The organism is Dyadobacter fermentans DSM 18053, from assembly GCF_000023125.1.
Classification (GTDB): Bacteria; Bacteroidota; Bacteroidia; order Cytophagales; family Spirosomataceae; genus Dyadobacter; species Dyadobacter fermentans.
The window spans coordinates 3,064,282-3,088,941 of the sequence record NC_013037.1; the positions used below are offsets into that span (position 1 = coordinate 3,064,282).

General features: G+C 51.5%; 23 protein-coding genes. 18 read left to right on the forward strand and 5 right to left on the reverse strand.

Translation table 11 applies throughout. The features are described 5' to 3' along the window. Positions 1 to 21: 21 nt before the first annotated feature. Positions 22 to 1,281 carry a glutamyl-tRNA reductase gene (gene hemA / locus DFER_RS12285; RefSeq protein ID WP_015811957.1) on the reverse strand — a complete coding sequence of 420 codons (1,260 nt, stop codon included), beginning with the start codon at positions 1,279 to 1,281 and terminating at the stop codon, positions 22 to 24. A gap of 273 nt (positions 1,282 to 1,554) precedes the next feature. On the opposite strand from hemA, the gene DFER_RS12290 reads away from it, so the two are divergent. Then, positions 1,555 to 2,838: a sensor histidine kinase gene (locus DFER_RS12290; RefSeq protein ID WP_015811958.1), complete on the forward strand. Its 1,284-nt coding sequence runs from the start codon at positions 1,555 to 1,557 to the stop codon at positions 2,836 to 2,838. A gap of 1 nt (position 2,839) precedes the next feature. Here DFER_RS12290 and DFER_RS12295 read toward each other — a convergent pair whose 3' ends face one another. Next, positions 2,840 to 3,391 (reverse strand): hypothetical protein, encoded by a 552-nt coding sequence (locus tag DFER_RS12295; protein WP_015811959.1) that lies wholly within the window; start codon positions 3,389 to 3,391, stop codon positions 2,840 to 2,842. 51 nt (positions 3,392 to 3,442) lie between these two features. Here DFER_RS12295 and DFER_RS12300 point away from each other — a divergent pair, with 51 nt between their 5' ends. From DFER_RS12300 to gloA2, 5 genes are all read left to right on the forward strand, one after another. Next, positions 3,443 to 4,498: an acyltransferase gene (locus DFER_RS12300; protein ID WP_015811960.1), complete on the forward strand. Its 1,056-nt coding sequence runs from the start codon at positions 3,443 to 3,445 to the stop codon at positions 4,496 to 4,498. A gap of 227 nt (positions 4,499 to 4,725) precedes the next feature. Next, the gene (locus tag DFER_RS12305; RefSeq protein ID WP_015811961.1) at positions 4,726 to 5,322 is read left to right on the forward strand and encodes a gluconate 2-dehydrogenase subunit 3 family protein; all 597 of its coding nucleotides are present in this window, start codon (positions 4,726 to 4,728) and stop codon (positions 5,320 to 5,322) included. A 66-nt stretch (positions 5,323 to 5,388) separates the two neighbouring features. After that, positions 5,389 to 7,107, forward strand: coding sequence for a GMC family oxidoreductase (locus DFER_RS12310; RefSeq protein WP_015811962.1), 1,719 nt, complete (start codon positions 5,389 to 5,391; stop codon positions 7,105 to 7,107). Positions 7,108 to 7,228: 121 nt separating this feature from the next. After that, positions 7,229 to 8,434, forward strand: coding sequence for an acyltransferase family protein (locus DFER_RS12315; RefSeq protein ID WP_374754557.1), 1,206 nt, complete (start codon positions 7,229 to 7,231; stop codon positions 8,432 to 8,434). 42 nt (positions 8,435 to 8,476) lie between these two features. After that, positions 8,477 to 8,866, forward strand: coding sequence for an SMU1112c/YaeR family gloxylase I-like metalloprotein (gloA2, locus tag DFER_RS12320; RefSeq protein ID WP_015811964.1), 390 nt, complete (start codon positions 8,477 to 8,479; stop codon positions 8,864 to 8,866). Positions 8,867 to 8,891: 25 nt separating this feature from the next. On the opposite strand, the gene DFER_RS12325 is transcribed toward gloA2, so the two are convergent. Further along, on the reverse strand, positions 8,892 to 9,374 hold the full coding sequence (locus DFER_RS12325) for a hypothetical protein (RefSeq protein WP_015811965.1): 483 nt from the start codon (positions 9,372 to 9,374) through the stop codon (positions 8,892 to 8,894). 343 nt (positions 9,375 to 9,717) lie between these two features. On the opposite strand from DFER_RS12325, the gene DFER_RS12330 reads away from it, so the two are divergent. The 4 genes from DFER_RS12330 (at position 9,718) to DFER_RS12345 (ending at position 16,185) form a co-directional block, all read left to right on the forward strand. Next, positions 9,718 to 12,009, forward strand: a complete 2,292-nt coding sequence (locus DFER_RS12330; protein WP_143828725.1) for a peptidylprolyl isomerase — start codon at positions 9,718 to 9,720, stop codon at positions 12,007 to 12,009. 61 nt (positions 12,010 to 12,070) lie between these two features. Continuing rightward, entirely contained in the window at positions 12,071 to 13,444 is a 1,374-nt protein-coding gene (locus tag DFER_RS12335; RefSeq protein ID WP_015811967.1) for a peptidylprolyl isomerase, read from the forward strand. A 56-nt stretch (positions 13,445 to 13,500) separates the two neighbouring features. Beyond that, positions 13,501 to 14,463, forward strand: a complete 963-nt coding sequence (locus DFER_RS12340) for an AAA family ATPase (protein ID WP_041735047.1) — start codon at positions 13,501 to 13,503, stop codon at positions 14,461 to 14,463. Positions 14,464 to 14,571: 108 nt separating this feature from the next. Further along, complete coding sequence (locus DFER_RS12345; protein WP_015811969.1) at positions 14,572 to 16,185, forward strand: aldehyde dehydrogenase (NADP(+)); 1,614 nt, start codon at positions 14,572 to 14,574, stop codon at positions 16,183 to 16,185. Here the strand turns inward: DFER_RS12345 and truA are convergent. Continuing rightward, positions 16,161 to 16,907: a tRNA pseudouridine(38-40) synthase TruA gene (gene truA / locus DFER_RS12350; RefSeq protein WP_015811970.1), complete on the reverse strand. Its 747-nt coding sequence runs from the start codon at positions 16,905 to 16,907 to the stop codon at positions 16,161 to 16,163. The genes DFER_RS12345 and truA overlap by 25 nt on opposite strands. Positions 16,908 to 17,011: 104 nt before the next feature. On the opposite strand from truA, the gene DFER_RS12355 reads away from it, so the two are divergent. From DFER_RS12355 to DFER_RS12375, 5 genes are all read left to right on the forward strand, one after another. Further along, on the forward strand, positions 17,012 to 18,682 hold the full coding sequence (locus DFER_RS12355) for a glutamine--tRNA ligase/YqeY domain fusion protein (protein ID WP_015811971.1): 1,671 nt from the start codon (positions 17,012 to 17,014) through the stop codon (positions 18,680 to 18,682). 44 nt (positions 18,683 to 18,726) lie between these two features. After that, positions 18,727 to 19,005 (forward strand): type II toxin-antitoxin system RelE/ParE family toxin, encoded by a 279-nt coding sequence (locus DFER_RS12360; RefSeq protein WP_015811972.1) that lies wholly within the window; start codon positions 18,727 to 18,729, stop codon positions 19,003 to 19,005. A gap of 4 nt (positions 19,006 to 19,009) precedes the next feature. Continuing rightward, entirely contained in the window at positions 19,010 to 19,321 is a 312-nt protein-coding gene (locus tag DFER_RS12365) for a HigA family addiction module antitoxin (RefSeq protein WP_015811973.1), read from the forward strand. A 100-nt stretch (positions 19,322 to 19,421) separates the two neighbouring features. Then, positions 19,422 to 19,769 (forward strand): hypothetical protein, encoded by a 348-nt coding sequence (locus tag DFER_RS12370; RefSeq protein ID WP_229206239.1) that lies wholly within the window; start codon positions 19,422 to 19,424, stop codon positions 19,767 to 19,769. Positions 19,770 to 19,880: 111 nt separating this feature from the next. Continuing rightward, positions 19,881 to 20,405 carry a ferritin gene (locus DFER_RS12375; RefSeq protein WP_015811975.1) on the forward strand — a complete coding sequence of 175 codons (525 nt, stop codon included), beginning with the start codon at positions 19,881 to 19,883 and terminating at the stop codon, positions 20,403 to 20,405. A 53-nt stretch (positions 20,406 to 20,458) separates the two neighbouring features. On the opposite strand, the gene DFER_RS12380 is transcribed toward DFER_RS12375, so the two are convergent. Continuing rightward, positions 20,459 to 21,052 (reverse strand): HPP family protein, encoded by a 594-nt coding sequence (locus DFER_RS12380; protein ID WP_222837354.1) that lies wholly within the window; start codon positions 21,050 to 21,052, stop codon positions 20,459 to 20,461. Positions 21,053 to 21,297: 245 nt separating this feature from the next. Between DFER_RS12380 and DFER_RS12385 the strand changes: the two genes are divergently transcribed. The 3 genes from DFER_RS12385 to DFER_RS12395 are packed head-to-tail and all read left to right on the forward strand — an operon-like array spanning position 21,298 to position 24,660. Continuing rightward, positions 21,298 to 23,538: an FUSC family protein gene (locus DFER_RS12385; protein ID WP_015811977.1), complete on the forward strand. Its 2,241-nt coding sequence runs from the start codon at positions 21,298 to 21,300 to the stop codon at positions 23,536 to 23,538. 2 nt (positions 23,539 to 23,540) lie between these two features. Then, positions 23,541 to 23,750: a YwbE family protein gene (locus DFER_RS12390; RefSeq protein WP_015811978.1), complete on the forward strand. Its 210-nt coding sequence runs from the start codon at positions 23,541 to 23,543 to the stop codon at positions 23,748 to 23,750. A 37-nt stretch (positions 23,751 to 23,787) separates the two neighbouring features. Beyond that, a complete protein-coding gene (locus DFER_RS12395) occupies positions 23,788 to 24,660 on the forward strand; it encodes a DMT family transporter (RefSeq protein ID WP_015811979.1) in 873 nt (290 codons plus the stop codon).

Below are 24,660 nucleotides of genomic sequence, written 5' to 3' on the forward strand. Positions count from 1 at the left end.
TTGGAAGAGGTCTATGTGATATTAATGGCTTTCTTTCTCTTTCTCCAGATTGAAGAGGTCGTTCAGCACGTCGATCAGCGTTTCCGCCTCGCCTCTTTTACAAGCTGCTTTCAATTGAAGCACAGGCAGTTTCAGGATTTTCTGCATCATGCTGGTGGTAATGCGCTCTACTTTTTCCAGCTCCGAATCCGTCAGGTTCTTGGTAAAACGGGTCAGTTCTTCCTTGCGGATCTGCTCCAATGCCCCTTTCAGCTTCTGGATAGTCGGCGAAACGATCATCTCGCGTGACCAGTCGTTAAACTCCAGCACCGCTTCGTTGATGATCTCTTCCACGTGCGGAACCGAATCCAGGCGGCGCTGCAATGCTTCGTCGGCTTTGGAACGGATCGAGTCGATCGTGTAGAGCATTACGCCCGGCACTTCTTCCACCTCCGGCGACACGCTGCGCGGCACCGAAAGGTCGATGAAATATTTAAATGACATCCCGCGCAGGCGCACCATCATTTCCTTGGTGAAGAAAGGCTCTTCGCGCTGGATAGACGACACGATCACATCGGCACGTGAAATTTCTGATTCAATATCGGCAAAATCCGCAACCCGGAATCCCAGCTCCGCACCCAGCGCATCAGCTTTGGCACGGGTCCGGTTCACCAGCGTTACATCCGCATCCGTATTTTGGGAAAGGTTACGGCAAACATCCGTCCCGATCTCACCCAATCCCACTACGAGGATTTTCGGGTTCGGCATCAGGCCTTCGAGGAGCTCCACGGCCGCATAGGAAACGGAAGCTGCTCCATCGCGGAAGAATGTCTCCTGCGCTACGCGTTTGTTTGCAAAAAATATCGTGTGTAGCAGGCGGTGCAAAAACGGACCGGCCATATTCAGGTCGGCCGACCATTGGTAGGCGTGCTTGATCTGGTTCGGGATCTGCATATCGCCCACCACCTGCGACTGCAAGCCGGTAGCGACGTGGAACAGGTGCTTTACCGCGGCTTCGCCTTCGGAGAATTGCTCAAAAAACAGTTTGAAATTTTCTACATCCTCAACCCCTTTTTCGATCAGCAACAGCTTGATAATGTCTTCATTAAGATCGGTGGCAGAAGAGTAATATATTTCGGTACGGTTGCAAGTAGAGACTGCGAGGACGTCGGAGATATCGAAAAAGTCTTTAAGACGAAGCATCATGCTCTTTGCCTCCCCCTCATTCAACGCAAGCTGTTCCCTGATGGCAAGAGGAGCATTCCGATGTGATAAACTGACTGATTTGAACTGGTTATACATCACTAGGTCTAATTCGATTCACAAAAATACTGTACAAAAACCATAATATGAATGTGGAACTATGACCGTTCACTTATTTAGAAAGCATTTAAATAAATCTGTCATAAGTCATACAAATTTCACCCTTCCGAACTCCTCAAAACATGACTTTGGTCAGCTTCTGAACTGATCGGCGGGGGTTACGAAAAACGGTCATGAAGCCACTAAGCTTAAATTATTTACGTTATTTGTAGACTATAACATTAACATCGGGCAGAATGTGCCCGGCCCGGAATGATCAGCGAAACCCCAAAAGAAAAACCACGTTTCAAGCTGCACCCCGTAGCCATCCTGAACAGCCAGCGCCTGCGCCGGTCACTGATGGATACTTACGATCAGAAAAGCTTTTATAAATACGGGATCGGTCTCATTCTGCTGATCCTTAGCATCGGCTCATTGTTTTACACCGACAAGCTGGTGGAAGAGCTCGAAGAACGGGAAGAAAGAGAGGTGCAGCTGTATGCCGAAGGTCTGCGCTATGTCGTCAACAGCCCGCTCGATGAAAACTTCAATGTCGTTTATCAGGTGATCGAAGACGCGGTGAATTTTTACCAGATCCCTGCCATTTACGTCGACGAAAACAACATTCCCAACCCCAACAAAAACATTAAATTCCCCGAGAAAATAAGCCGGCAGGAACGCGAGCGCATTATCCAGGAAAGATTGGAAGAAATGAAGCTCGAACACCCGCCTATCCCGGTGGAGCTTGGCAAGGGACGTGCCGGCAAAATCTATTACAGCAACTCCTTTTTGCTCACGCAGCTGCGGTATTACCCGTTTTTGCAGCTATCGGTCATGCTGCTGATCGGCTACCTGGCCTATCTCGCATTCAGCTCGGCAAGGAAAGCCGAACAGAACCGCGTGTGGGTGGGGCTGGCGAAAGAGACGGCGCATCAGCTAGGCACGCCGCTTTCCTCGCTCATGGCATGGGTGGAGTATTTCCGCAGCGATCCGTCCATTGACCCGTCCATTGCCGAAGAGATCGAAAAGGACGTGATCCGGCTTGAAATGATCACGACGCGCTTTTCCAACATCGGCTCCGTACCCACGCTCAGGCAGGAACCAATTGCGTTGATCGTCACGAACTTTGTCAATTACCTCGAAAAACGGGTCTCTTCCAAAGTCAAATTCGAAGTGCATAACCAGCTTGCCGGTGAACAAACGGCATTGCTGAACAAGAATTTGTTCGAATGGGTGATCGAGAATATCTGTAAGAATGCGGTGGATGCCATGGGCGGCATCGGCCAAATCCACGTGACGCTGCAAGCGCCGCCGCGTGCGAAGGAAATCTGGATCGACATTGCCGATACCGGTAAGGGAATGAACAAAGCGCAGATCGGCAAGATTTTCAACCCCGGGTTCAGTACCAAGAAGCGCGGCTGGGGATTGGGGCTTACACTCGCCCAACGGATCATTGAAAACTACCACTCCGGGAAACTGTTCGTCAAAAGCTCGGAGGTAGGAAAAGGAACGACATTCAGGATTACCCTGAATGCCGAAATTGTAGAAGAACCCTAAATTATTGCCAGAGCTTCACGGTTACCGGATCGGTCTCGATCTGGTTGCTGATCCGGAAGCCGCGGTCCATGATCCGTACCTTGAATTTGATTTTGGTAGGCACGGCCGTATCCAGCCGGCGGAAACGTGCATTCATGTCGAGTTTCCCTTTGATAGGCCCCGCTTTACCGTCAGTTTTCAGCAAGGGGAAGAACTTGGTTCTGTCGCCCTGCAACACCGACTCCGTCCAGGAGCTGTCTCTTTGCTGGATCATCGTCACGAGCTCATAGTTCGCTTCCAGTCCCCAGCCCGGCACCTCTTTGTATTTTTTGGTAAAATTTGTCGAATCCTGCACCTCCGCGCTGGAAGCGCCCAGGTCGCCGTCGCCGTCCTCGAAGTCGATTGTCACCGTCACCACTTCGGCTTCCTGCGGAACGCCGAGAATGGTATCTACCCGCACCTCCTGTGAAATGCCGTTATAGTATATTTTGGGGGTGTCGCTGAAATCGGGAATATCTACACAGCCGGCGGACACGGCTGCCAATAGTATGAACAAGGAAACTTTCAGCTGCATATTACTTCTATTTTTAACTTTGCCTTTTTAGTATCTACGAAAGTAAGAGGATTGGAACTGCAAAACAATAAAACGATTGCCGAAATACGGGCGGGCCTCCGGGAGCAGATCGTGACGGTCGAACCCGCCGATTTCGAGCCGCTTGCGCTCAGCGTTTTCCGCTACCAGGCCGCATTCAATCCGGTTTACAGCGAATACATCCGGCACCTGGGCATTGATCCCGCGCATGTAGCCGCATTGACCGAAATCCCTTTTCTTCCTATCCAGTTTTTCAAAAACCATCGGGTCGCTACGGGGCATTCTGCGGATGCACCGGTGATATTCAGGAGCAGCGGCACCACGGGCCAGGCCACGAGCAGCCATCATTTGTACGACGAGCCGCTTTACAAGGCCATTTCATACCGTATTTTCCAGCACAATTATGGCGACCTGAACCGCTTCCATATCCTCGCTCTGCTACCGTCATACCTTGAACGAAACAACTCTTCGCTGGTGTATATGATGCAACATTTTATTGAGGAGAGCGATTCGGAATACTCGGGATTTTACCTGAACAACACCGGCGAAATGCTGCAACGGCTGCGGCACATCGCCGCTAACCCCGATGGCCGGGGGGTGCTTCTGCTGGGCGTCACGTTTGCGCTGCTCGACCTTGCCGAAAGCAGCTTCGATCTTTCGTTCCTGAAAGACATCCACCGGCTTACGGTTATGGATACCGGCGGCATGAAGGGCCGGCGTACCGAATTGCTCCGCGAGGAAGTGCACGACATATTGACGGCAAGCCTGGGCGTCCCTGTGATCCATTCGGAATACGGCATGACCGAGCTGCTTTCACAAGGCTACTCACACGGCAACGGCCTGTTCACGCCGGGGTATTCCATGCGCATTCTGCTGCGCGACGTCAACGACCCCTTTGCCGTGAGCGACCACAACCTGGGATTGTCCAAAACAGGGGGCATTAATGTGATCGACCTCGCCAACCTTGATAGCTGCTCGTTTATCGAAACGCAGGACCTGGGACGCTTCGGGGAGAAACCCGGGACGTTTTACGTGATGGGCCGTTTTGACAATTCGGATATCCGCGGGTGCAATTTAATGGTACTTTGAGTCGTTCCAGTTTCCAGGTTTGATAGCAACGCGCGGTGACATTTTAATACAATTTTAATTCCCCTCATTTCGCTCTGAAATAGCCTGGTAGGCCTGAAAAGCCTATATAGAATCATTCTAACCAACTAACGGATGAGAATATTTCATAAATTAGCAGGCTGTTCAAAATTGCATTAATCAAATGCAGAATTACACTTTGGATTGTTAACCTATATTAAGTATATCAGATGAAAAGACGTGATGCCCTTGGTCGTGTGGCACTGTTAATGGGTGGCACACTCTCCGCACCCACTATGCTGGCTTTTCTGGAAGGCTGCAAGCCTTCATCGGAAAGTTCGGCGATGACTTTTCCGTTCTCCGAGGACCGCAAGGCACTGGTTTCGGAAGTAGCTGAAATAATCATTCCAAAAACGGACACTCCGGGTGCGAAAGACGCCAAGGTTGGTGAGTTTATCGAGATGATGCTGAAAGATTGCTATGCGGCAAAAGACCAGGATAGCTTCAACAAAGGTTTGGCCGAACTGGAAAAGAAGGATTTCCTCAAAGCAAAACCCGAAGAGCAGACCAAAATCCTGAAAGAAATGGAAGCTGGTGCCAAAGACGAGCTTGCCAAGGCAGGTGAAGAGAAAAAGAAATATACCGAGGCAGGCAAGGAATACACCGATGCCGGCGTGCCTTTCTTCCGCCTGATGAAAGAATTGACGTTACTGGGCTATTTCACATCCGAGCCGGGCGCAACCCAGGCACTGGAATATGTGGCGGTTCCCGGCCGTTACGATGGTTGCATTGATCTCAAACCAGGCCAGAAAAACTGGGCAATGTAATCCTCCGGGGATATCAGGTAACAGGCCGCGAGGCCATATTTTAAAATTTTTTGAAGCATATTCATCATGAATCTGAACATAAAAGCAACAAAACAAGCCACTTACGATGCGATAGTGGTGGGTTCGGGAATAAGTGGCGGCTGGGCCGCAAAAGAGCTGACGGAGAAGGGTTTGAAAGTCCTGATGCTGGAAAGAGGAAGGGATATCAAACACATCGTCGACTACAAAACGGCGACGCTCGCTCCGTGGGAACTTGAACACCGCGGCCGCGTTACCACCGTCGCAAAGGAAGAATACTGGGCGGGAATACGCACTGGCTACACCGCGAACGAAGAGCACCGCTACCTGTTCGAAAACGATAAGGAAAATCCATACGAAGAAACACGCGGGTTCGACTGGATCCGTGCCTACCACGTGGGTGGCCGCTCGCTCCTGTGGGGACGCCAGAGCTACCGCCTCAATGCAGCGGATTTCGAAGCGAATGCCAAGGAAGGCATCGGCGTCGACTGGCCGATCCGCTACGCCGACATCGCGCCGTGGTACGACTATGTAGAGAAATTTGCAGGTATCAGCGGTGCCAAAGACGGCCTCGACGTGCTGCCCGATGGCAATTTCCTCCCGCCGATGCAGATGAACTGTGTTGAAAAACACGTAAAAGGAGAAGTAGAGAAGAAATTCCCCGGCCGCCATATCATCATGGGCCGCGCGGCGCACCTTACCCAGCCGCAGGCATTCCATACCGAGCTCGGCCGCGCCGCGTGCCAGTTCCGTAATATGTGTATGCGCGGATGCCCATACGGCGGTTATTTCAGCACGCAGGCTGCTACATTGCCGGCAGCACAGAAAACCGGTAATCTGACCCTGATCACGGATTCCATCGTATCGGAAGTGATCTTCGACGACAAGCTGAATAAAGCGACCGGCGTGCGGGTGATCAACCAGAATACCATGGAAACGAAGGAATATTTTGCCAAAATCATATTCCTGAATGCTTCCGCCATCGCATCCTCCTCGATTTTGATGAACTCCAAATCGAAACGCTTCCCGAACGGAATGGGTAACGACAGCGACCAGCTTGGACGTAACATCATGGACCACCACCTGGCAGTAGGTGCAAGAGGAGATATCGACGGATTCGAAGACAAATACTACTTCGGACGCCGCGCGAACGGTATCTACATTCCGCGCTACCGCAACTGGGGCAACGATAAGCGCGACTACGTGCGCGGATTCGGCTACCAGGGCGGTGCAAGCCGCGAAAGCTGGGGCCGCGGTGTGGGTACCGACGGTTTCGGGGCCGATTTCAAAAAGCAAATTTCACAGCCCGGCGCTTGGAGCATGAACATCGGTGGTTTCGGCGAGATGATTCCCGACGAGAAAAACCGTTTCACATTGCACCCGACGAGAAAAGACAAATGGGGACTGCCCGTAGTCGTTTTCGATGCGGCTTATGGTGAAAATGAAAAGAAAATGCGCCAGGATATGATGAACGATGCCGCCGAAATGCTCGAAGCGGCCGGTCTGAAGAACGTGACGCCTTATAACGACGAATCGAAACACCCGGGCATCGGTATCCACGAAATGGGTACGGCGCGCATGGGTAACGACCCGAAAACATCTGTTTTGAACAAAAACAACCAGGTTTGGGGTGCGGAAAACGTATATGTTACCGACGGATCTTTCATGACTTCGGCATCCTGCGTGAACCCGTCGCTGACCTACATGGCTATGACCGCCCGCGCTGCGGACCATGCCGTGAAGGAGCTCAAAAAGATGAACGTATAAAATCAGGCACATTCCCTGATCCAAACCCCGCAGGTAAATCCCGCGGGGTTTTTTCTTTTCCGATGTAACCCATTCCTCCGATTGTCCAGTATTACCCGTAACGTTACCTAAACCGACCATTTTGAAAGAAACCATTACCCTGCCGCCTCAACGTGTTTCGTCTGTCGACGCCTACCGTGGATTTGTCATGTTCCTGATGATGGCCGAAGTGCTGCGGCTCAGCAGAGTGGCCGAAGCGTTCCCGGACAGCACATTCTGGGCATTCCTCGATTTCCATCAAAGTCACGTGCCCTGGGTGGGATGCTCGCTGCACGACCTCATTCAGCCGTCGTTTTCGTTTTTGGTGGGCGTGGCGCTGCCCTACTCGATGGCCAGCCGCGCAAGCAAGGACCAGTCCGTTGCCACCATGTGGGCACACACGATCCGCCGCTCGCTCATCCTTATATTATTAGGCATTTTCCTGCGCTCCATGCATTCGGAGCAAACCAACTTTACATTTGAAGACACACTCACCCAAATCGGTCTTGGCTACCCCATTCTGTTTGCCTTGGGCCTTGCTTCCGAAAAAACACAGCGTGACGCGCTGGTTTGGGGCGCATTGGGCATTATTCTCATAGGTTACGCGGGCGTGTTTGCCGCCTATCCCCTGCCTGGCCCCGGCTTCGACTGGTCGCAAACCGGCACCACCGCCGACTGGGAGCATAATCTGAAAGGCTTTGCCGCGCATTGGAACAAAAACACCAATGCCGCCTGGGCATTCGACCGCTGGTTCCTGAACCTGTTCCCGCGCGAAAAACCGTTCGAGTTCAACGGCGGCGGATACAGCACGCTGAGCTTCATTCCTACACTCGGCACGATGATATTGGGATTAATCGCAGGTAAATGGTTAAAAACCGCCGTGTCGTCGACATGGCTGCTGAAACGCTATGCCATTACCGCCGGAGTGCTCTTCTTGCTCGCCCTGGCGTTCCATTTCACCGGCCTCAATCCGATCGTGAAGCGCATCTGGACGCCGGCCTGGACATTGTTCAGCGGCGGATGGGCGTTTCTGCTGCTCGCCGCATTCTATTTTGTAGTGGATGTGAAAGGACAAAAATCGTGGTTCTTCCCGCTGATCGTCATTGGCACCAATTCTATCGCCGCCTACGTGATCGCCGACGGTTTCGGAGGTTTCATCCGCGAATCGTTCAAAATCCACTTAGGCCAGCATTACGATGCATTTCTGGGCGAAGGTTATGCACCGTTGGTGAGCGGGGCGCTGGTACTGCTGATCGAATGGCTGATTTTGCGCTGGATGTATAAAAAGAAGATTTTTATCAAGATCTGACGGCCGCAGCTATCTTTGAGGGTATTTTCAAATGCCTTTTTTATGCTGAAACTGGAAGCCGTACACCATATCGCCATCATTTGCTCTGACTACGAGAAGTCGAAGCGGTTTTATACCGAAGTCCTGGGGTTTCAAATTGACCGGGAAGTTTTCCGGGAAGCGCGGGGATCATACAAGCTGGACCTTTCGCTGAATGGCCAGTACCTGATCGAATTGTTCTCGTTCCCCTCGCCGCCGCCGCGCGTATCACGTCCGGAGGCTTGCGGCCTGAGGCACATTGCATTCAAGGTTAGCGACATAGAAACGGCGATAGCGGCACTCAATGCGCAGGGAATAAAGCCTGAGCCCATTCGCACGGATGAGTTTACAGGCAAAAGATTTACCTTTTTTGCAGATCCCGACGACCTGCCGATTGAGCTGTATGAGATTTAGCCGTTTGTGAGATTGGCTGAAAAGATCAGGCTGCTGCCGTGAGGCTGTAACCGCGGCGACCGCCCGATTCCAGCTTGCAGAGCATTTCGTGGAATTCCGATGTCCGGATCAGATGCTCGTCCATCAGGCGCTGCGCTTCCGGCTCTTTTTCGAGGTAGCCGCTAATCGCCTTATAAAGCTGCATTACCGTCGCTTCGATCTTTTTAAGGCAGGAAGCGACTTCTTCTTTCCCGTTTGCATTGTCGAGAATTTGCAATGAGGTCCGCGAAGTGATCTGGTTTTGATCGGCGAGCTCTTTATCGTTAAGAAAACACTTGAAGTAGTCGTAAACAGCACGGATTTCCTTTTGGAACAGCAAAGCACTGACGTGCCCCTGGCTCAACACCCGCCTGAATGGCCCCATACCTTCCTTTTTCAGGGCCTCGAGATACAGAACTTCGCGCTTTTTCTGCTCATTCCATAAGGCCCGGATCATTTGAATGAACTCGTTTCCTTTGCTCTCTTCCATCTGCTGTATTAGTTAAAGCGTTGTAGAACAAGTTCTTAAAAAAGTATACCCAAAATCGTTCAAAGGGCTGTTTTTCGAATTTTTAAATACTAATTCCCTTTTAAATCATAAAAACCGGTTAATAAACTTTTTTCAAAAATCCGGACACAAATGGGCGGCGAACTTTTGGGCAAATTTTGCCATAGCACGGCCTGGGGAATGGGGAAATGTGAACGGCCGAAGCACATCGCCCGGAGCTTTTTTTTGTCCTGACCAGAAAGCGGCTAACTTTGCTGGCTTTACAATATTTGAGCGCTAACGCGGTTTTACTATGAGCGGCGATAGCCTATTACTTAATTTGAATATGTCCAAAATTCAGTTCCATATTGGTCTCATTACGATTTCACTTGTCAGCGCTTGCAAAACTTCGGCCCCGCCCCAGCAGACGGTAACCGAAGCTCAGCCCCTCGTCGAGATCGGGAAAGAGCAGTTTTCCATTGATGATTACCAGGATTCCTACAATAAAAACAAGTTCGCTTCCGATTCGACCAAAGCATTGTCCCCGGAAGAATACCTTCCGCTTTATACTGACTTAAAGATCAAAGTATTACAGGCGAGATCCGAAGGGAAAGATACAACACTCGATTACCGCGAGGAAATTGCCTCCTACCGCGACCAGCTTGCCAAAAATCACCTCGTAGACAAGGACCTCGTCGAGAAACTCACCACCGAAGCCTACGACCGCCTGAAACAGGAAGTGCGGGCATCGCATATCCTCGTGGGCGTTTCCGAAGATGCTTCCCCTGCCGACACCCTCGAAGCCCACCGGGCCGCAATCGCGCTGCGCGGGCGACTTGAAGAAGGCTCGGACTTCGCCGATATGGCCTCACGGTTCTCCAAAGATCCTGCCGCGAAGACCACCAGGGGCGATCTCGGGTATTTCACGGCATTCCAGACGCTCTACCCCATTGAAACGGCAGCATATACCCTGCCCGTGGGCAAAATATCGCAGCCGGTGCGTACCAAGGCAGGCTATCACCTCATTAAGGTGAATGACCGTCGCACCAACCGCGGCATGGTGCGTGTGGCGCACATTATGGTAACGGTGGACACGGCCGGCACGCCAGCTCAGAAAGAGTCCGCCAAAACGCGCATTGACGAAGCCTACGCACAATTGCAGGCTGGCGACGAATGGAACCTGGTGGTGGAAAAGTTCTCCGACGATCGTGAGTCTCGGAAGAACGGCGGCTTACTGCCCCTCTTCGGAACCGGGCAAATGGTGCCGGAAATAGAGGAAGCGGCATTTGCGCTCACACGCCCCCAGTCCTATTCAAAACCGGTGCTTACAATGTACGGCTGGCACATTATCCGCCTGATCGAGAAACGGCCGATCGAAACTTTCGCCAACATGGCACCGGCGCTGCGCAAAAAAGTGGTGACGGATTCGCGCGGAAAAGTGATCGAGCAGGCCAATGCGACGCGTTTGCGTAAAAAATATGCATTGCAGGAAGCGCCCGAGCAATGGAAACTCGTTGCCGCCCTGGCCGACAGCACGCTGCGTACAGGCAAATGGGATTACCAGCGCGCGGTATCGGCGGATTGGTCCACGGTGACGCTCTTCCGGATCGAACAGCGGCCCTACGACGCCCTGTCGTTCCTCAATTATGTGAAACGCAAACAGACGCCCCGCCCGAAAGACGCTTCGCCGGAAGTCGTTTTCAGGCGCCATTACACCGACTACCTCACCGAATCGCTCATGGAATACGAGCGGGACCATCTGGAAGAAACAAACCCCGAATTCCGAAGCCTAATGAACGAAATCCGCGAAGGCGTGCTCCTGTCGCAGATCATGGAGGAGCAGGTATGGCAGCGCTCGCTTTCCGACTCTACCGGCCAGCGGAGCTTTTATGAGCGGAACAAAGAGCGCTACAACTACCCGGAACGCGCCCTGGCGACGATCGTGACTGCGAAGGATACACAAACGCTGAACAGCGTCCGCAAATCACTGGCGACGAGCCCCTACAAACTCGAACGAAAATCGAAAGAGCTCCTTTTCCCCGTCAATTCTGTGGAAATAGGCAACGAGCAACTCGACGCGCTCACCGACCTGTACATTATCATGCAGAAAAATGCGGATTATGTGGTTGAAATAGCCGGATACCGCTCGGCCGACGAGCCTGAAATCACTTCTTCGACACGCGTTCGCAACGTGGTGAAATATTTAAATGCACGAAACATCCCGATTCTGCGTATCATAGAAAAAGACTATGGTTCTTTCCGGCAATCGGCCGAGCCGGAACGCAATCGAAGGGTAGCATTCCAGTTTTTCAGCCAGTCGAAAAGTGATGTTGAAAAAGTGTACAATGCAGATGCCCCGGGCGCTGTGACCATCCGGGAGGGCTATTTCCCGAAATCCGACCCGCTGCTTGCAGGTTTTAAATGGCAGACCGGCGAGCAAACGGCAAATGCGAGCGGCACATTTACCTGGCTGAATGTGGCGAAAATCGATCCGCCGAGGGCCAAAACGTTTTCGGAAGCCCGCGGAACGGTGATCAACGATTACCAAAAGGAATTGGAAAAGCAATGGCTGGCCCGGTTGCAGGAGAAATACCCCGTCAAAGTGAATGCACAGGAATTAGAAAAAGTTAAGCGTTAGCCGTATTTTAGCATTAAAAATAGAACCCGCATTAATCCAAATCAGCATACAAGGAATACCTATGAAAGTAAATAAATGGATCGGGGCTCATCTGGCAGCCATTTTCATGCTGCTATGCAGCGTGGTGAGCTTCGGGCAAGGTCAGCAGGGAGTGAGCCTGGACAAGATTATCGCGAGGGTCGATAACCACTACATCCTCAGTTCGGAACTGGAAGACATGTACAACCAGTACAAAGCCGAAGGAAGAGGCGCTCCCGAGAAATGCCAGCTGCTCGAATCCCTGATTATCAACAAAATGCTCCTTGCAAAAGCCGAAATCGACTCTGTAACGGTGGAAGACAAGGAAGTAGACGGCGAACTGAACGCGAAGATGAACTACATGGTGCAGCGTTTCGGTTCGGAAAAAAACATTGTGGAGGCTTACGGAAAAAGCATTGAAAACCTGAAAGGCGAGCTGCGTCAGCAGGTGAAAGAGCAAAAGATCGTCGAGAAAATGCAGCGTACAATCTCGGGTAATGTCAAAATCACCCCTGCCGATGTACGCAAGTTCTTCAACAGCATTCCCAAAGACAGCTTGCCTTATATTCCTTCGGAAGTGGAGGTGGGGCACATTGTGAAAAAAGGCACGGTAACCCGCGAGCAAAAGGAAAAACTGCGTCAGCAATTGCAGGAATTGAAGCAGCGTGCCGAAAAAGGCGAAGATTTCGCAATGCTTGCACAGATTTATTCCGAAGACCTTGGCTCGGCAAAAGTGGGCGGTGACCTGGGCTTCGCGAAACGCGGACAAATGGTGCCGGAATTCGAAGGCGCAGCGCTGGGGCTCAAACCCGGCGAAATGTCGAACGTAATCGAATCGCAATTCGGTTTTCACCTCATTAAACTGATCGAAACCCGCGGTGCGGAATACCATGCACGGCACATTCTGCTCCGGCCTGACTACAACAAAGGCACGGACATGACCGACGCCACCCGCGCACTCGACAGCCTCCGCGCGCTCATCAAAACCGATTCATTGAAGTTTGCCAAAGCGGCACTGGATAATTCCGACGACAAGGAAACGGCCGAATCGGGCGGACTTATCCAGGACAGAAGCACCGGCCAGGCAAGACTGACGCTTGACGCCTCAATGGACCCCGCGCTGTATTTCGCGATCGATACCATGAAAGTGGGCGACCTGAGCATGCCGGTATCTTACCGCCTCGAAGATGGCAGCAGCGCCATGCGTATCCTTTGGTACAAAAGCAAATCGGAGCCGCACACCGCTAACCTGCACGACGATTACGAAAAACTCGCCCAGATCGTGCTGAGCAACAAACGGAACAATGCGCTGGAAGAATGGTTCAAAAAAGCGCAGGGCGACGTGTACATCAGCATCGAACCGGAGTACAAAAATTGTAAGGTACTCGGGCTTGCCGCCAACGCGGACGATATATAGCGGTAAAACGGCGGTGTTCATTGCTTTTAACGAGTGAAAATCTAACCAAACAAAACGTGAAGTATTCATCGGACGTAGAAGCTGCCGAAGCTATGAAAGTAGCTTATGATAAAATCCGGAGTGAGATCGGGAATGTGATTATCGGCCAGGACGAGGTTGTCAAGCGATTGCTCACCGCCATTTTTTGCCAGGGGCACTGCCTGCTGGTGGGTGTTCCGGGCCTCGCGAAAACGCTTCTGATCCAGACCATCGCCTCTTCGCTCGACCTGAATTTCAACCGGATACAGTTTACGCCCGACCTGATGCCTTCCGATATTCTCGGCTCGGAAACGCTTGATCAGAACCGCAATTTCAAATTCATCAAAGGCCCGATCTTCGCGAACATCATCCTGGCCGACGAGATCAACCGGACGCCGCCCAAAACACAGTCGGCGCTCCTGGAAGCGATGCAGGAATACTCGGTAACCATTGCCGGTGCCAAACATCCGCTCGACCGGCCCTTTTTCGTGCTCGCGACCCAGAACCCGATCGAACAGGAAGGTACCTATCCCCTGCCCGAAGCCCAGCTCGACCGGTTCATGTTCATGATCCAGCTCGACTATCCTTCTTATGCAGAGGAAGTTAATATTGTAAAAAGCACTACCACCGACACCCGATACCAGGTGCAGAAGGTGATCACAGCCGAAGAAATCACTGATTTTCAGCACCTCGTGCGCCGCGTACCCGTAACTGACCATGTGATTGAATATGCCGTGAAACTGGTGCACAAAACGCGTCCGAACGGCAGTTTGGCCATTAAGGATACCAACGATTACCTCGAATGGGGCGCCGGCCCGCGCGCTTCGCAGGCGCTCATCCTTGCCTCGAAATGCAATGCTTTGCTTTCTGGTAAGTATTCGCCGGATATCGAGGACGTGAAGGCGGTCGCATTGCCGGTTTTGCGTCACCGGATTATCCGAAATTTCAAGGCGGAGGCGGAGGGCATTTCGGTAGACGACATTATCGGAAGATTGCTGTAAGCCGGCTGCCGGTTTCAAGAAATATCATTTTGAGTCATAAAGTTTGTGTCGTCCCGCATGGCACAAACTTTTGTTTTTTTAAGCCATTGACTATTCTACATCATCGCTATGATCAGCATTCAGGGTAAAAACATCATCGGCTACGCATCCTCGGCTGCGGGCGAAAAGCAGTTCCAAGCATACGCACCTGCCAGCGACACTTATCTTCCGGAAACGTTCCGGTGCGCCACCACGGAGGAAGTAAACCGGACCATGGAACTGGCCGCGGAGGCATTCGACAGCTATTCTCAAATCCCCGCCGCCGAGCGCGCTGCATTCCTGATCGCCATTACGGAAGAAATTATGGCGCTGGGCGACCAACTGCTCGAACGCGCCAACCTGGAAACCGGCTTACCGATCACCCGGCTGCAAGGTGAACGCACCCGGACGATCAGCCAGCTTACACAATTTGCCGAACTGCTCCGCGAAGGCTCGTGGGTAGAGGCATCCATTGATACTGCCCAGCCCGACCGGTCGCCAGTACCGAAACCCGATATCCGCAAAATGCTCGTTCCGATCGGCCCGGTGGTCGTTTTTGGGTCGAGTAACTTTCCATTCGCCTACTCCGTGGCCGGCGTGGATTCCGGTCCTGCATTGGCAGCAGGAAATCCGGTGATCGTGAAGGCGCACCCCGCGCACCCGGGTGTAAGCGACCTCACCGCGCAGGCGATTGTACGCGCCGCCGAGCGCACGGGTATGCCTGAGGGTACGTTTTCGATGCTTTATGACGATGGATTTGAGGTAGGAACCGCCTTGGTGAAACATCCGGCAACGAAGGCGGTCGGCTTCACTGGCTCCTACAAAGGCGGCATGGCGCTTTTCAGGCTGGCGCAGGAGCGCGAGGAGCCTATTCCCGTTTTTGCCGAAATGGGCAGTGTGAACCCGATCGTGATTTTGCCTCAATACCTCAAAAATCACCCGGTAGAGCTCGGAAAAACGCTGGCAGGCTCTGTCAGCTTGGGCGCAGGGCAGTTTTGCACCAATCCGGGTTTGGTATTTATCACCAAATCGGAAGGGCTGGACGATTTTCAGAAATCCTACAAAACCGAGATCCTGAACACATCGTCCGCCACAATGCTCACTGCCGGTATTTGCAAAAACTACAATAAACTGCGTGCAGAAGCATTGGAGCAGCCGAATGTATCGGTCCTGGCGATTTCCGATAAGCATTCCGAAGGCGAAAATCAGGCGGAAGCGTCGATCGCGCTTGTTTCGGGAAAGAATTTTATTGCTAATCCCAAATTGCACGAGGAGGTTTTCGGGCCGTTTTCGCTGCTGGTCGTTTGCGAGGATACAAGCGAGCTTTACGATGCCGTTGCGCATCTGAGCGGGCAACTTACCGCCACTCTGATCGCCGAAGAGACGGAAGTATTTCAATACCCGAAAATCGTGCGACAACTGGCCAAAATCTCCGGCCGCTTTGTCATGAACGGCGTACCTACCGGCGTGGAAGTTTGCCCTTCCATGCACCACGGAGGCCCATTCCCCGCCACAGCCGATCCGAAATTCACGTCGGTCGGCAGACATTCCATTCTTCGGTTTGTGCGGCCGCAGTCGTTTCAGAACTGGCCGGACGCATTGCTTCCCGATGAACTGAAAAACAGCAATCCGCTCGGCATATTCAGACTCGTGAACAATGTGCAAACCCAAAACCGCATTCAGCCCAGCAACGACGCCGGGTAACCTACTTCCACGAGGAACAAACCTTCTGCCGGGGCCTGTGCTCCGGCATTTTTTCGGTTACGGGAGAGGATAATCTGTTCAAAATCGTCCACCGTAATTTTCTGGCGCCCTACTTCGAGCATCGTGCCTACCAGCGCCCGCACCATGCCGCGCAGAAAACGGTTCGCCTTGACATGAAATACCAGCATTTCCCCGACCTCGACCCAACGCGACTCGGTGATGGTGCAGCGGAAATTGTTCACATTGGTGTGGATCTTGCTGAAACTCTCGAAATCGTTGTGAGCCAGCAGCAGTGCCGCGGCTTCATTCATGCGGGGTACGTCCAGATTGCGCCGCATTTGCGTTGCCAGATCCGTCAGAAACGGGTTCTTTTGAAAGGTAATGCGGTATTCGTACTTCCGGTGCGTGGCTGCGAAGCGGGAATGCACATCCTCAGCAACGGGAATGAGTCGCTGGACGGCAATGTCTTTCGGAACCAGCGCATTTAATTTATAAACCATTAAATCCACATCCGGGATTGCCGCCGGCAAATCAAAATGGGCGAATTGTTGTTCTGCATGAACACCCGCATCGGTACGGCTGCTGCCGGTAACCTCCACCGGTGCCCGGAGCACTTTGGCAAGGGCCGCTTCCAGCACTTCCTGGACGCCCAATGCGTTGTTTTGTTTCTGCCAGCCGTTGTAGGCCGTACCGCGGTAACTGAATTCGATGAAATAGCGCATGCCGCAAAATTAAGCCAAAGCGCCGGATTTACGATTTAGGAAAGCCGATTGCGGAATTTGCGCGAAGAAGGTTAACTTTGAAAATTGGAAAATTTCATTTTAGTATGATTACGGAAGATAAAAAAGAAGAGAAAAGCCTGAACTTTATCGAGGAGATTATTAACGCTGACCTGCAATCAGGAAAATATACTCAGATTATAACACGCTTTCCACCCGAACCCAATGGCTACCTGCACATTGGGCATGCTACCAGCATTCACCTGAATTTCGGGCTGACCAAGAAGTTTCCGGGTTATACCAATCTGCGATTTGACGATACCAATCCGGTGACCGAAGACACCGAATACGTTGAAAATATCAAGAATGACATCCGCTGGCTGGGTTTCCAATGGGAGAATGAAAACTACGCCTCCGATTATTTCGATACACTTTACGGCTACGCGATCAGGCTGATCAACGAGGGCCTTGCCTACGTGGACGATTCCACTTCGGAAGAAATAGCGACATTGAAAGGTACGCCTACCGAGCCTGGCAAAGACAGCCCCTACCGCAACCGCAGCGTGGAGGAAAATCTTGCACTTTTCGAACAAATGAAAAGCGGCGCATTCCCCGACGGAAGCCGCACTTTGCGTGCGAAGATCGACATGGCGCACATCAATATGCTCATGCGCGACCCGATTTTGTACCGTATCAAGCACGCACATCATCACCGCACCGGCAACAAATGGTGCATTTACCCGATGTACGACTTCGCGCACGGACAAAGCGACGCGATCGAAACCGTGACGCATTCGATTTGTACCCTCGAATTCGCCCCACACCGCGAACTATATGATTGGCTGATTGAAAAACTGGGCATTTACCCGTCTCACCAATACGAATTTGCGCGCCGTAACCTGAACTACACTGTCACCAGCAAACGGAAATTGCTGCAACTCGTACAGGAAGGCCACGTGAGCGGATGGGACGACCCGCGCATGCCGACGATCAGCGGAATGCGCCGGAGAGGTTACACCGCATTCGCGATCCGCGATTTCTGCGACCGCATCGGTGTGGCCAAAAGGGAGAATATGGTGGATGTAGGCCTGCTGGAATTTTGCGTGCGCGAAGACCTCAACAAAATAGCGCTGCGCCGGATGGTGGTGCTCGACCCGCTGAAAGTGGTGATTACGAACTTCCCCGAAGGCGTAACCGAAATGTGCCACAGCGAAAACAACCCCGAGGACATATCGACAGGCAACCGCGAGATTCCTTTCACCCGCGAGATTTTCATCGAAAAAGAAGATTTCATGGAAGTGCCTTCGAAGAAATATTTCCGCCTCGCGCCGGGTAAAATGGTGCGTCTTAAGGGTGCGTACATAATACAGTGTGATGATTTTGTAAAAGACGAAAACGGCGAAATCACCGAAGTTCGCTGCACCTATATTGAAAACAGCAAAAGCGGACAGGATACGACCGGCATTAATGTAAAGGGAACGCTGCATTGGGTTTCGGCCCAGCATGCGCTCGAAGTGGAGGTCCGGTTGTACGACCGCCTGTTCTCGGTCGAAGATCCGTCGTCCGAAGAAGGCGATTTCAAAGATTATCTCAACCCCGACTCGCTGCATGTAATTACCGGCTACGCCGAACCTGCACTGCTCGAAGCCCAGGAAGGCGAAGCATTCCAGTTCCTGCGCAAAGGCTACTTCGCCAAAGACCCCGACAGCACCGTCGAAAAGCTGGTTTTCAACCGCACATCGACCCTGCGGGATAACTGGGCGAAGGCTGGGAACTGACAAGGCTGAACCAGCGCCTGAAAACAGAATGACACACACTATATATGATCGTTTCTATCAGGCACAAAGCATTGCTGGCCTTTTATCGTGACGGCAACGGGGCAAGATTACCGGCGCCGTATCTGAAAAAGATCAACCGCATCCTCGATCAGCTCGATGCGGCTACCGATGTTGATGATATTGTACAGATGAGTTCGGGCGTTCATAAATTATCGGGAGAGCTTGCAGACTTCTGGTCGATCAAGGTCTCGCCCAACTTCCGAATCATTTTCCGGTTTGAAGATGGTGATATTCATGATGTAGATTACCTCGATTACCATTGAAACTATGATCAAGAGAAACCTACCGCCGGTTCATCCGGGCGAAATATTGAAGGAAGAATACATCGTTGAGCGGGGACTCACAATTACGGAAGTTGCCAAAGGCCTCGGAATCAGCAGGAGCAGCCTGTCGGCTATTGTCAATGAGCAATCGGGTATTACGGCCGAAATAGCTGTCAAACTTTCAGAAGCATTCGGTAATTCATCTCAGTTCTGGATCAACCTCCAAACGAACTACGATATCTGGCACGCTGAAAAAAACGTCGATCGAACGGCTATCACGCATTTCTGGAAAGATCCTAACCGGCAATCGGCATAATGCATCATTTAATTAGATTGTTTACAAATAAACTTGCTTGGCAAAAAGTTTGAATCTATCTTTGTGCAACAATTTCCACGATTCAAATTTTTTGCTGTCAGTGAATACCCAGAATGAATTGTTCAGTACCGCGAAAGGTTACAGCGTACAGTGTGATTTAACTTCCAGAATTATTCTTCACTTTGGCGAAATCAAAGCCTCTTTCCGAATTCTGGACTTCCTGAATTTCCGCCGTTTTATCAACAGCATCGATATCCACAGCAAAATCTTCGACCTCTCCGACGAGTCTGACTATGAGTTCGTTGAAGTGCCCCGCCTGAATACCGGCCACAAAATGACCCTCTGCGAAGTGATCCAGCTCCGCGAACTTGTGAACGGTACCCACTTCGCAATCGAGCTTAATTCCATGCTTCACGAAGTCCTCTTTTCAGAACAAGAATTAGTCTAAATTACTCATTCAGACTACATTAGACCGTTTCCAAATTTCTAAAACGATTTGGAATGCTGAACTTTCGCATGATATTTGCACTTGTTAAGACACGAATAAACAAGCAATATCATGAAAGACTTACTTAGAGCACGTACTTCCCTCAAAGAGGAAATAGAGATACTTTTGAACAACCAGGTAAAGATGGAAGCGGAAGCTTCTGCCAAATACCTCGCCATGGCTTCTTGGTGCGACCGCAACGGCTTCAAGCACAGCGCCAAGTATTTCCTCAACCAATCCGACGAAGAACGCGGCCACATGCTGAAAATCTTCAACTACCTGATGACGGTAGGCGGCACGGCGATCTCTCCCGAAGTTGCGGGCGTTAAACAGGAATATCCTACTTTCAAAAGCGTGTTCGAAACGGCGCTGCAAAGCGAAATCGCGGTAACGCAATCCATCAACCGCATTGTGACGGCTGCCCGCAGAGAAGAGGATTATGCCACTGAAAACTTCCTGCAATGGTTCGTGAGCGAGCAAATCGAAGAAGAAGACAATGCACGCCGCGCTATCGAACTTTTCGATGTGATCGGTGAAGAAGGAACCGGCTTGTATGTGATCGACAAGGCGATCGGCAAACTCGGTTCGGACGAATAATATCGATCCTTATAAACGAAAAAAAGCTGCCCGCAAGAGCAGCTTTTTTTCGTTTATATCCTCGTGAAATACTTCCGCTCCCATACTTTGTACCAGTTGCGGTTGGCGGGGTATTTGCGGTGGGCGGCAAAGCGGTTGACCATCACCGCCACGAACAACAGCACCAGCACGCCGCTCAGTACCGGGTTGAGAACATACATATAGCCCAGCGCTTTGATTTTTTCGGAACCGATGTTCGCGATGAGTGCCGTGGCGCCGCCCGGCGGGTGGAGCGTTTTGGTCACCTGCATTAGCACAATGGAAATAGAAACGGCAAACGCAGATGAGAGCCAGATGTGGTCGGGAATAATTTTGTGTACGGTTACCCCCACCAGCGCGCATATAACGTGCCCGCCGATGAGGTTACGCGGCTGCGCGAGCGGGCTGTTCACGATGCCGTAAATGAGCACCGACGACGCCCCGAAGGAGCCGATCAGGAACAATGAGTCGGAATCCGTGAATTTTTGATCGTTCAGCAGGCCGATGATGCCGATACCGAGGAATGAGCCGAGGAAAGTCCAGAAATGGTCTTTGAAGTCAATGAGTGTTTCCTTGTAAACTACGTAACGGACGAGTCTTGCGTTACGTTTGATCCTTTTTCTCAAAATATCAAAACTTTGGGTTGAAGACGCATTGAAAATAGAACTATAACGGGATGCCGATGGTTCGTAAAATAGCGGGCATTTCCGAATTTTCTCCCGTTCACCCATCCTAATCCCTTCCAAATATACAAAAAACAGCCCAGTGCAGACGGTTCAGCAGGCGGCATCGGCCATGAAAATTTGGTACGGCTTTTGTTGGGTTGCGAAATTTAAAATAGTAGTATTGCAATAGCACACCGAGACTTGACGCCATGAATTACCTCGACGAGTTCAAAAAGTTTATTTCCAGCCATTACCTGTCGACCGGTGTACGTCTAACCCTCGGAACGATCATTCCCAGCGTCATTTTTCACCATTACGGCATCCTGAGCGAAATGATCGCATTTCCGCTCGGCACACTGCTGATCGGCGGCACCGATAATCCGGGGCCCTATCATCGCCGCCGCAATGCATTGCTTGTCGCTATTGCCACCTGTTTTGTCGTGGCCTGCGTTACCGGCTATCTGCGGCATTTTCCACTGATCATTTTTCTCGAAATCATCGTGTTTGGGATGTTTTTTTCGCTGGTGGGCGTGTACGGCAACCGCGTTAACAGCATCGGGCTCATTTCGCTGCTTGTTTTTGTATTTAATATCGACGATCACCTGAGCGGCGACATGGTGCTCCGCACGGCGGCCATTTTCTCTGCCGGCGGCATCTGGTATTTCATATTGTTTATGGTGTTGCAAAAACTCCTGCCCTACAAGCTCATTCAGCAGCTGCTGGGCGAGAATTTTGTGGAGTTGGGTAAATTGCTGTCTATCAAGGCCGACTATTATTTTGCCAATCCCAACTATGACGAGCTATTTAACAGAATGATACACCAGCAGGTGATCCTCCGTGAAAATCACGAAAACCTGCGTGAAATCCTCTTCAAAACCCGCGAGATCGTGACGGAGTCCACTACCAAGAGCCGCATTCTGATGCTGATGTTCCTGGATAGCATCGACCTCTTTGAACGCATTCTCAACTCGCAGCAAAACTATGCGAACCTGCACCGGGCATTCGACCACACGAAGGTGCTGCGGCTGTTTGGGACCTACATTACCTGGCTTGCGGCCGAAATACAGCAGATTGGCCTGGCCGTGCAGAGCGGGTACGCGTCGCATCCGCGGCATGACCTCGACGAGGCGTTCAACAAGTGTCAGCGTGCTTTCGAGCGTATGCGCGAGCACAAGATGAACCACGACAATATGGAGGATTTCATCATGCTCCGGCAGATTCTCAACAGCTTGCAGGACGTGACCGAGCGGGTGAAAAAGCTACACCGCGCTACCAAATACGAGGCCGATGCCACTAGTGACTACAAATTGACGGTCGAAGCGGAAGATTTTACGCCCAAGCAGGATTACCACCCGCGCATTCTGCTGGATAACCTTTCATTGAAATCCAGTCATTTCCGTCATGCCGTGCGCGTAACGCTCGGCTTGCTGGCAGGCTATATTGCGTCGTTGTTTTTCGCTGTGGGGCACGGGTACTGGATTTTGCTGACGATCGCGGTGATCCTGAAACCGGCATTTAGCATTACCAAGCAACGAAACCTTCACCGGATCGGGGGAACGATGCTTGGCGTGGTGGTAGGATTCCTGTTTTTATACCTGATTGAAGAGAAAACACCGCTGTTCATCCTCATGATGGTATCGATGATTCTCGCTTACAGCTTCCTGAAAATCAATTACTTTGTGGCGTCTACGAGCATCACCTTGTACGTAATTCTCTCATTCCATTTCCTCAGTCCGCAGCATGTGACGGATGTTTTGCAGGACCGGGTGATTGATACGGTGATCGGCTCGGTGATTGCCTACATTATTTCTTCCTACGTGCTGCCCGTGTGGGAGCATTCGCAGATTAAGCAATACATGAAAGAAGCGCTGAACGCCAACCGGAAATATTTTGATATAGTAGCCGCCAAATTCACCGGCAAACAATTGGATATCAACGAATTGAAATTACTGCGCAAGAATGCGATCATCGCGATGGCGAATCTTTCGGATAACTTCCAGAAAATGCTTTCGGAACCGAAAAAGCAGCAGATGAATATGGAAGAATACCACCAGTTTGTCGCGACGAGCCATATGCTTACGTCCTACATCGCCTCGCTGTCCACGTATGCGCAAACGCTGGAATATTCCGAGTTTTCGGTGGAATTTGAATTGATGATCCGGCAGATCGACCGGCAGTTGCAGGCCGCTACGGACATTATCGACGGCAAAACCGGCAACAGCCTCGAAATTGTGCGCGAATCGCTGCCGCAGAATCAGCGACTGGTGGAGTTGCTCACAAAACGCAAAAAGGAAATCAAGGAGCTCGGCATCGAGCGGGCCGATCAGTCGCCGGCGCGCAAAATGCTGTCCGATCTGAAAACGATCAATGGCCTTTTCGAGCTGATCAGCACCATTTCCATTGACGAAATTAAGATACTTCAAAAAATAAAACCCGCGAAAGCCGCCTGATCATGACCTCATTAACAGGAACCGAAAGAAAGAATATTGCTCCCGGACTCGCCGTGTCCATTGTGCTCAAAAAAGACCAGCGGACCGGAAAGCTCACGCAGGGCATTGTGAAAGACATTCTGACCAAAGCGCCCCTGCATACACATGGCATTAAAGTGCGCCTCGAATCGGGCGAAATCGGCCGCGTTAAAGTGATCGAAACCGAAGATTAGCCGCAGCCATTATCTTTGCGTCAATTCCTTTCATTTTATGTCAAATCCCCGCATCAACCTGATTATCGGCATTGCAAGCATCAGCATTTTTCCGGTGCTGGTGAAATGGGCGCCGGTCTCCGGCATTACGTCCGCATTCTACCGCATGTTCATCGGGCTGGTGTTTTTGCTTCCGTATGTGTTTATTCGCCGAAAATTTACCATCCCGGCGCGGGAGTTGTGGCTGCCTATTATCCTTTGCGGGATCATTTTCGCGTCCGACATTGCGGTTTGGAACCTTTCCATTCAATATTCCAATGCCACGCAGGCCACGCTGCTGACCAACCTTTCGCCGGTGTGGGTGGGCGTGGGCGCATTCCTCTTCCTGCCCGACAAGCCCGGCCCACGCTTCTGGCTGGGCACGGTGGTAGCGCTGGCAGGAATGGTGATATTGATCGGCATTGACACCTTTGCATCCATGCAGCTCGACCTGGGCTTCACCCTTGCGGTGTTTTCAGGCATACTTTACGCTTCGTATATGCTTATTGGCAAAAACGTGTTGAATAAGGTCGATATCGTCAGTTTCATGACAATCAGCATGGCCGTGTCGAGCATTTACCTGCTGGCGATCTGCCTGATTTTCAATCATCCGATCTGGCATTTTGAACCTGTAATATGGGGCGTTTTCATGATCCAGGGGCTGGTTTGTCAGCTCATCGGCTGGCTGGCGATCAGCGTGGCCATGCAGCAGATGGATGCCAAAAGCGTTTCGCTCAGCCTGCTAAGCCAGGCTATCGTGACGGGGCTATTCGCCTGGATTTTGATTGGAGAAAAAATCACGGCTCAGATGATCGTCGGAGGCGTCATCATCCTGATCGGTATTGCCGTCACTTACACCGGTCGCGACAAAACTGTGGCGCAGAAATCGTAA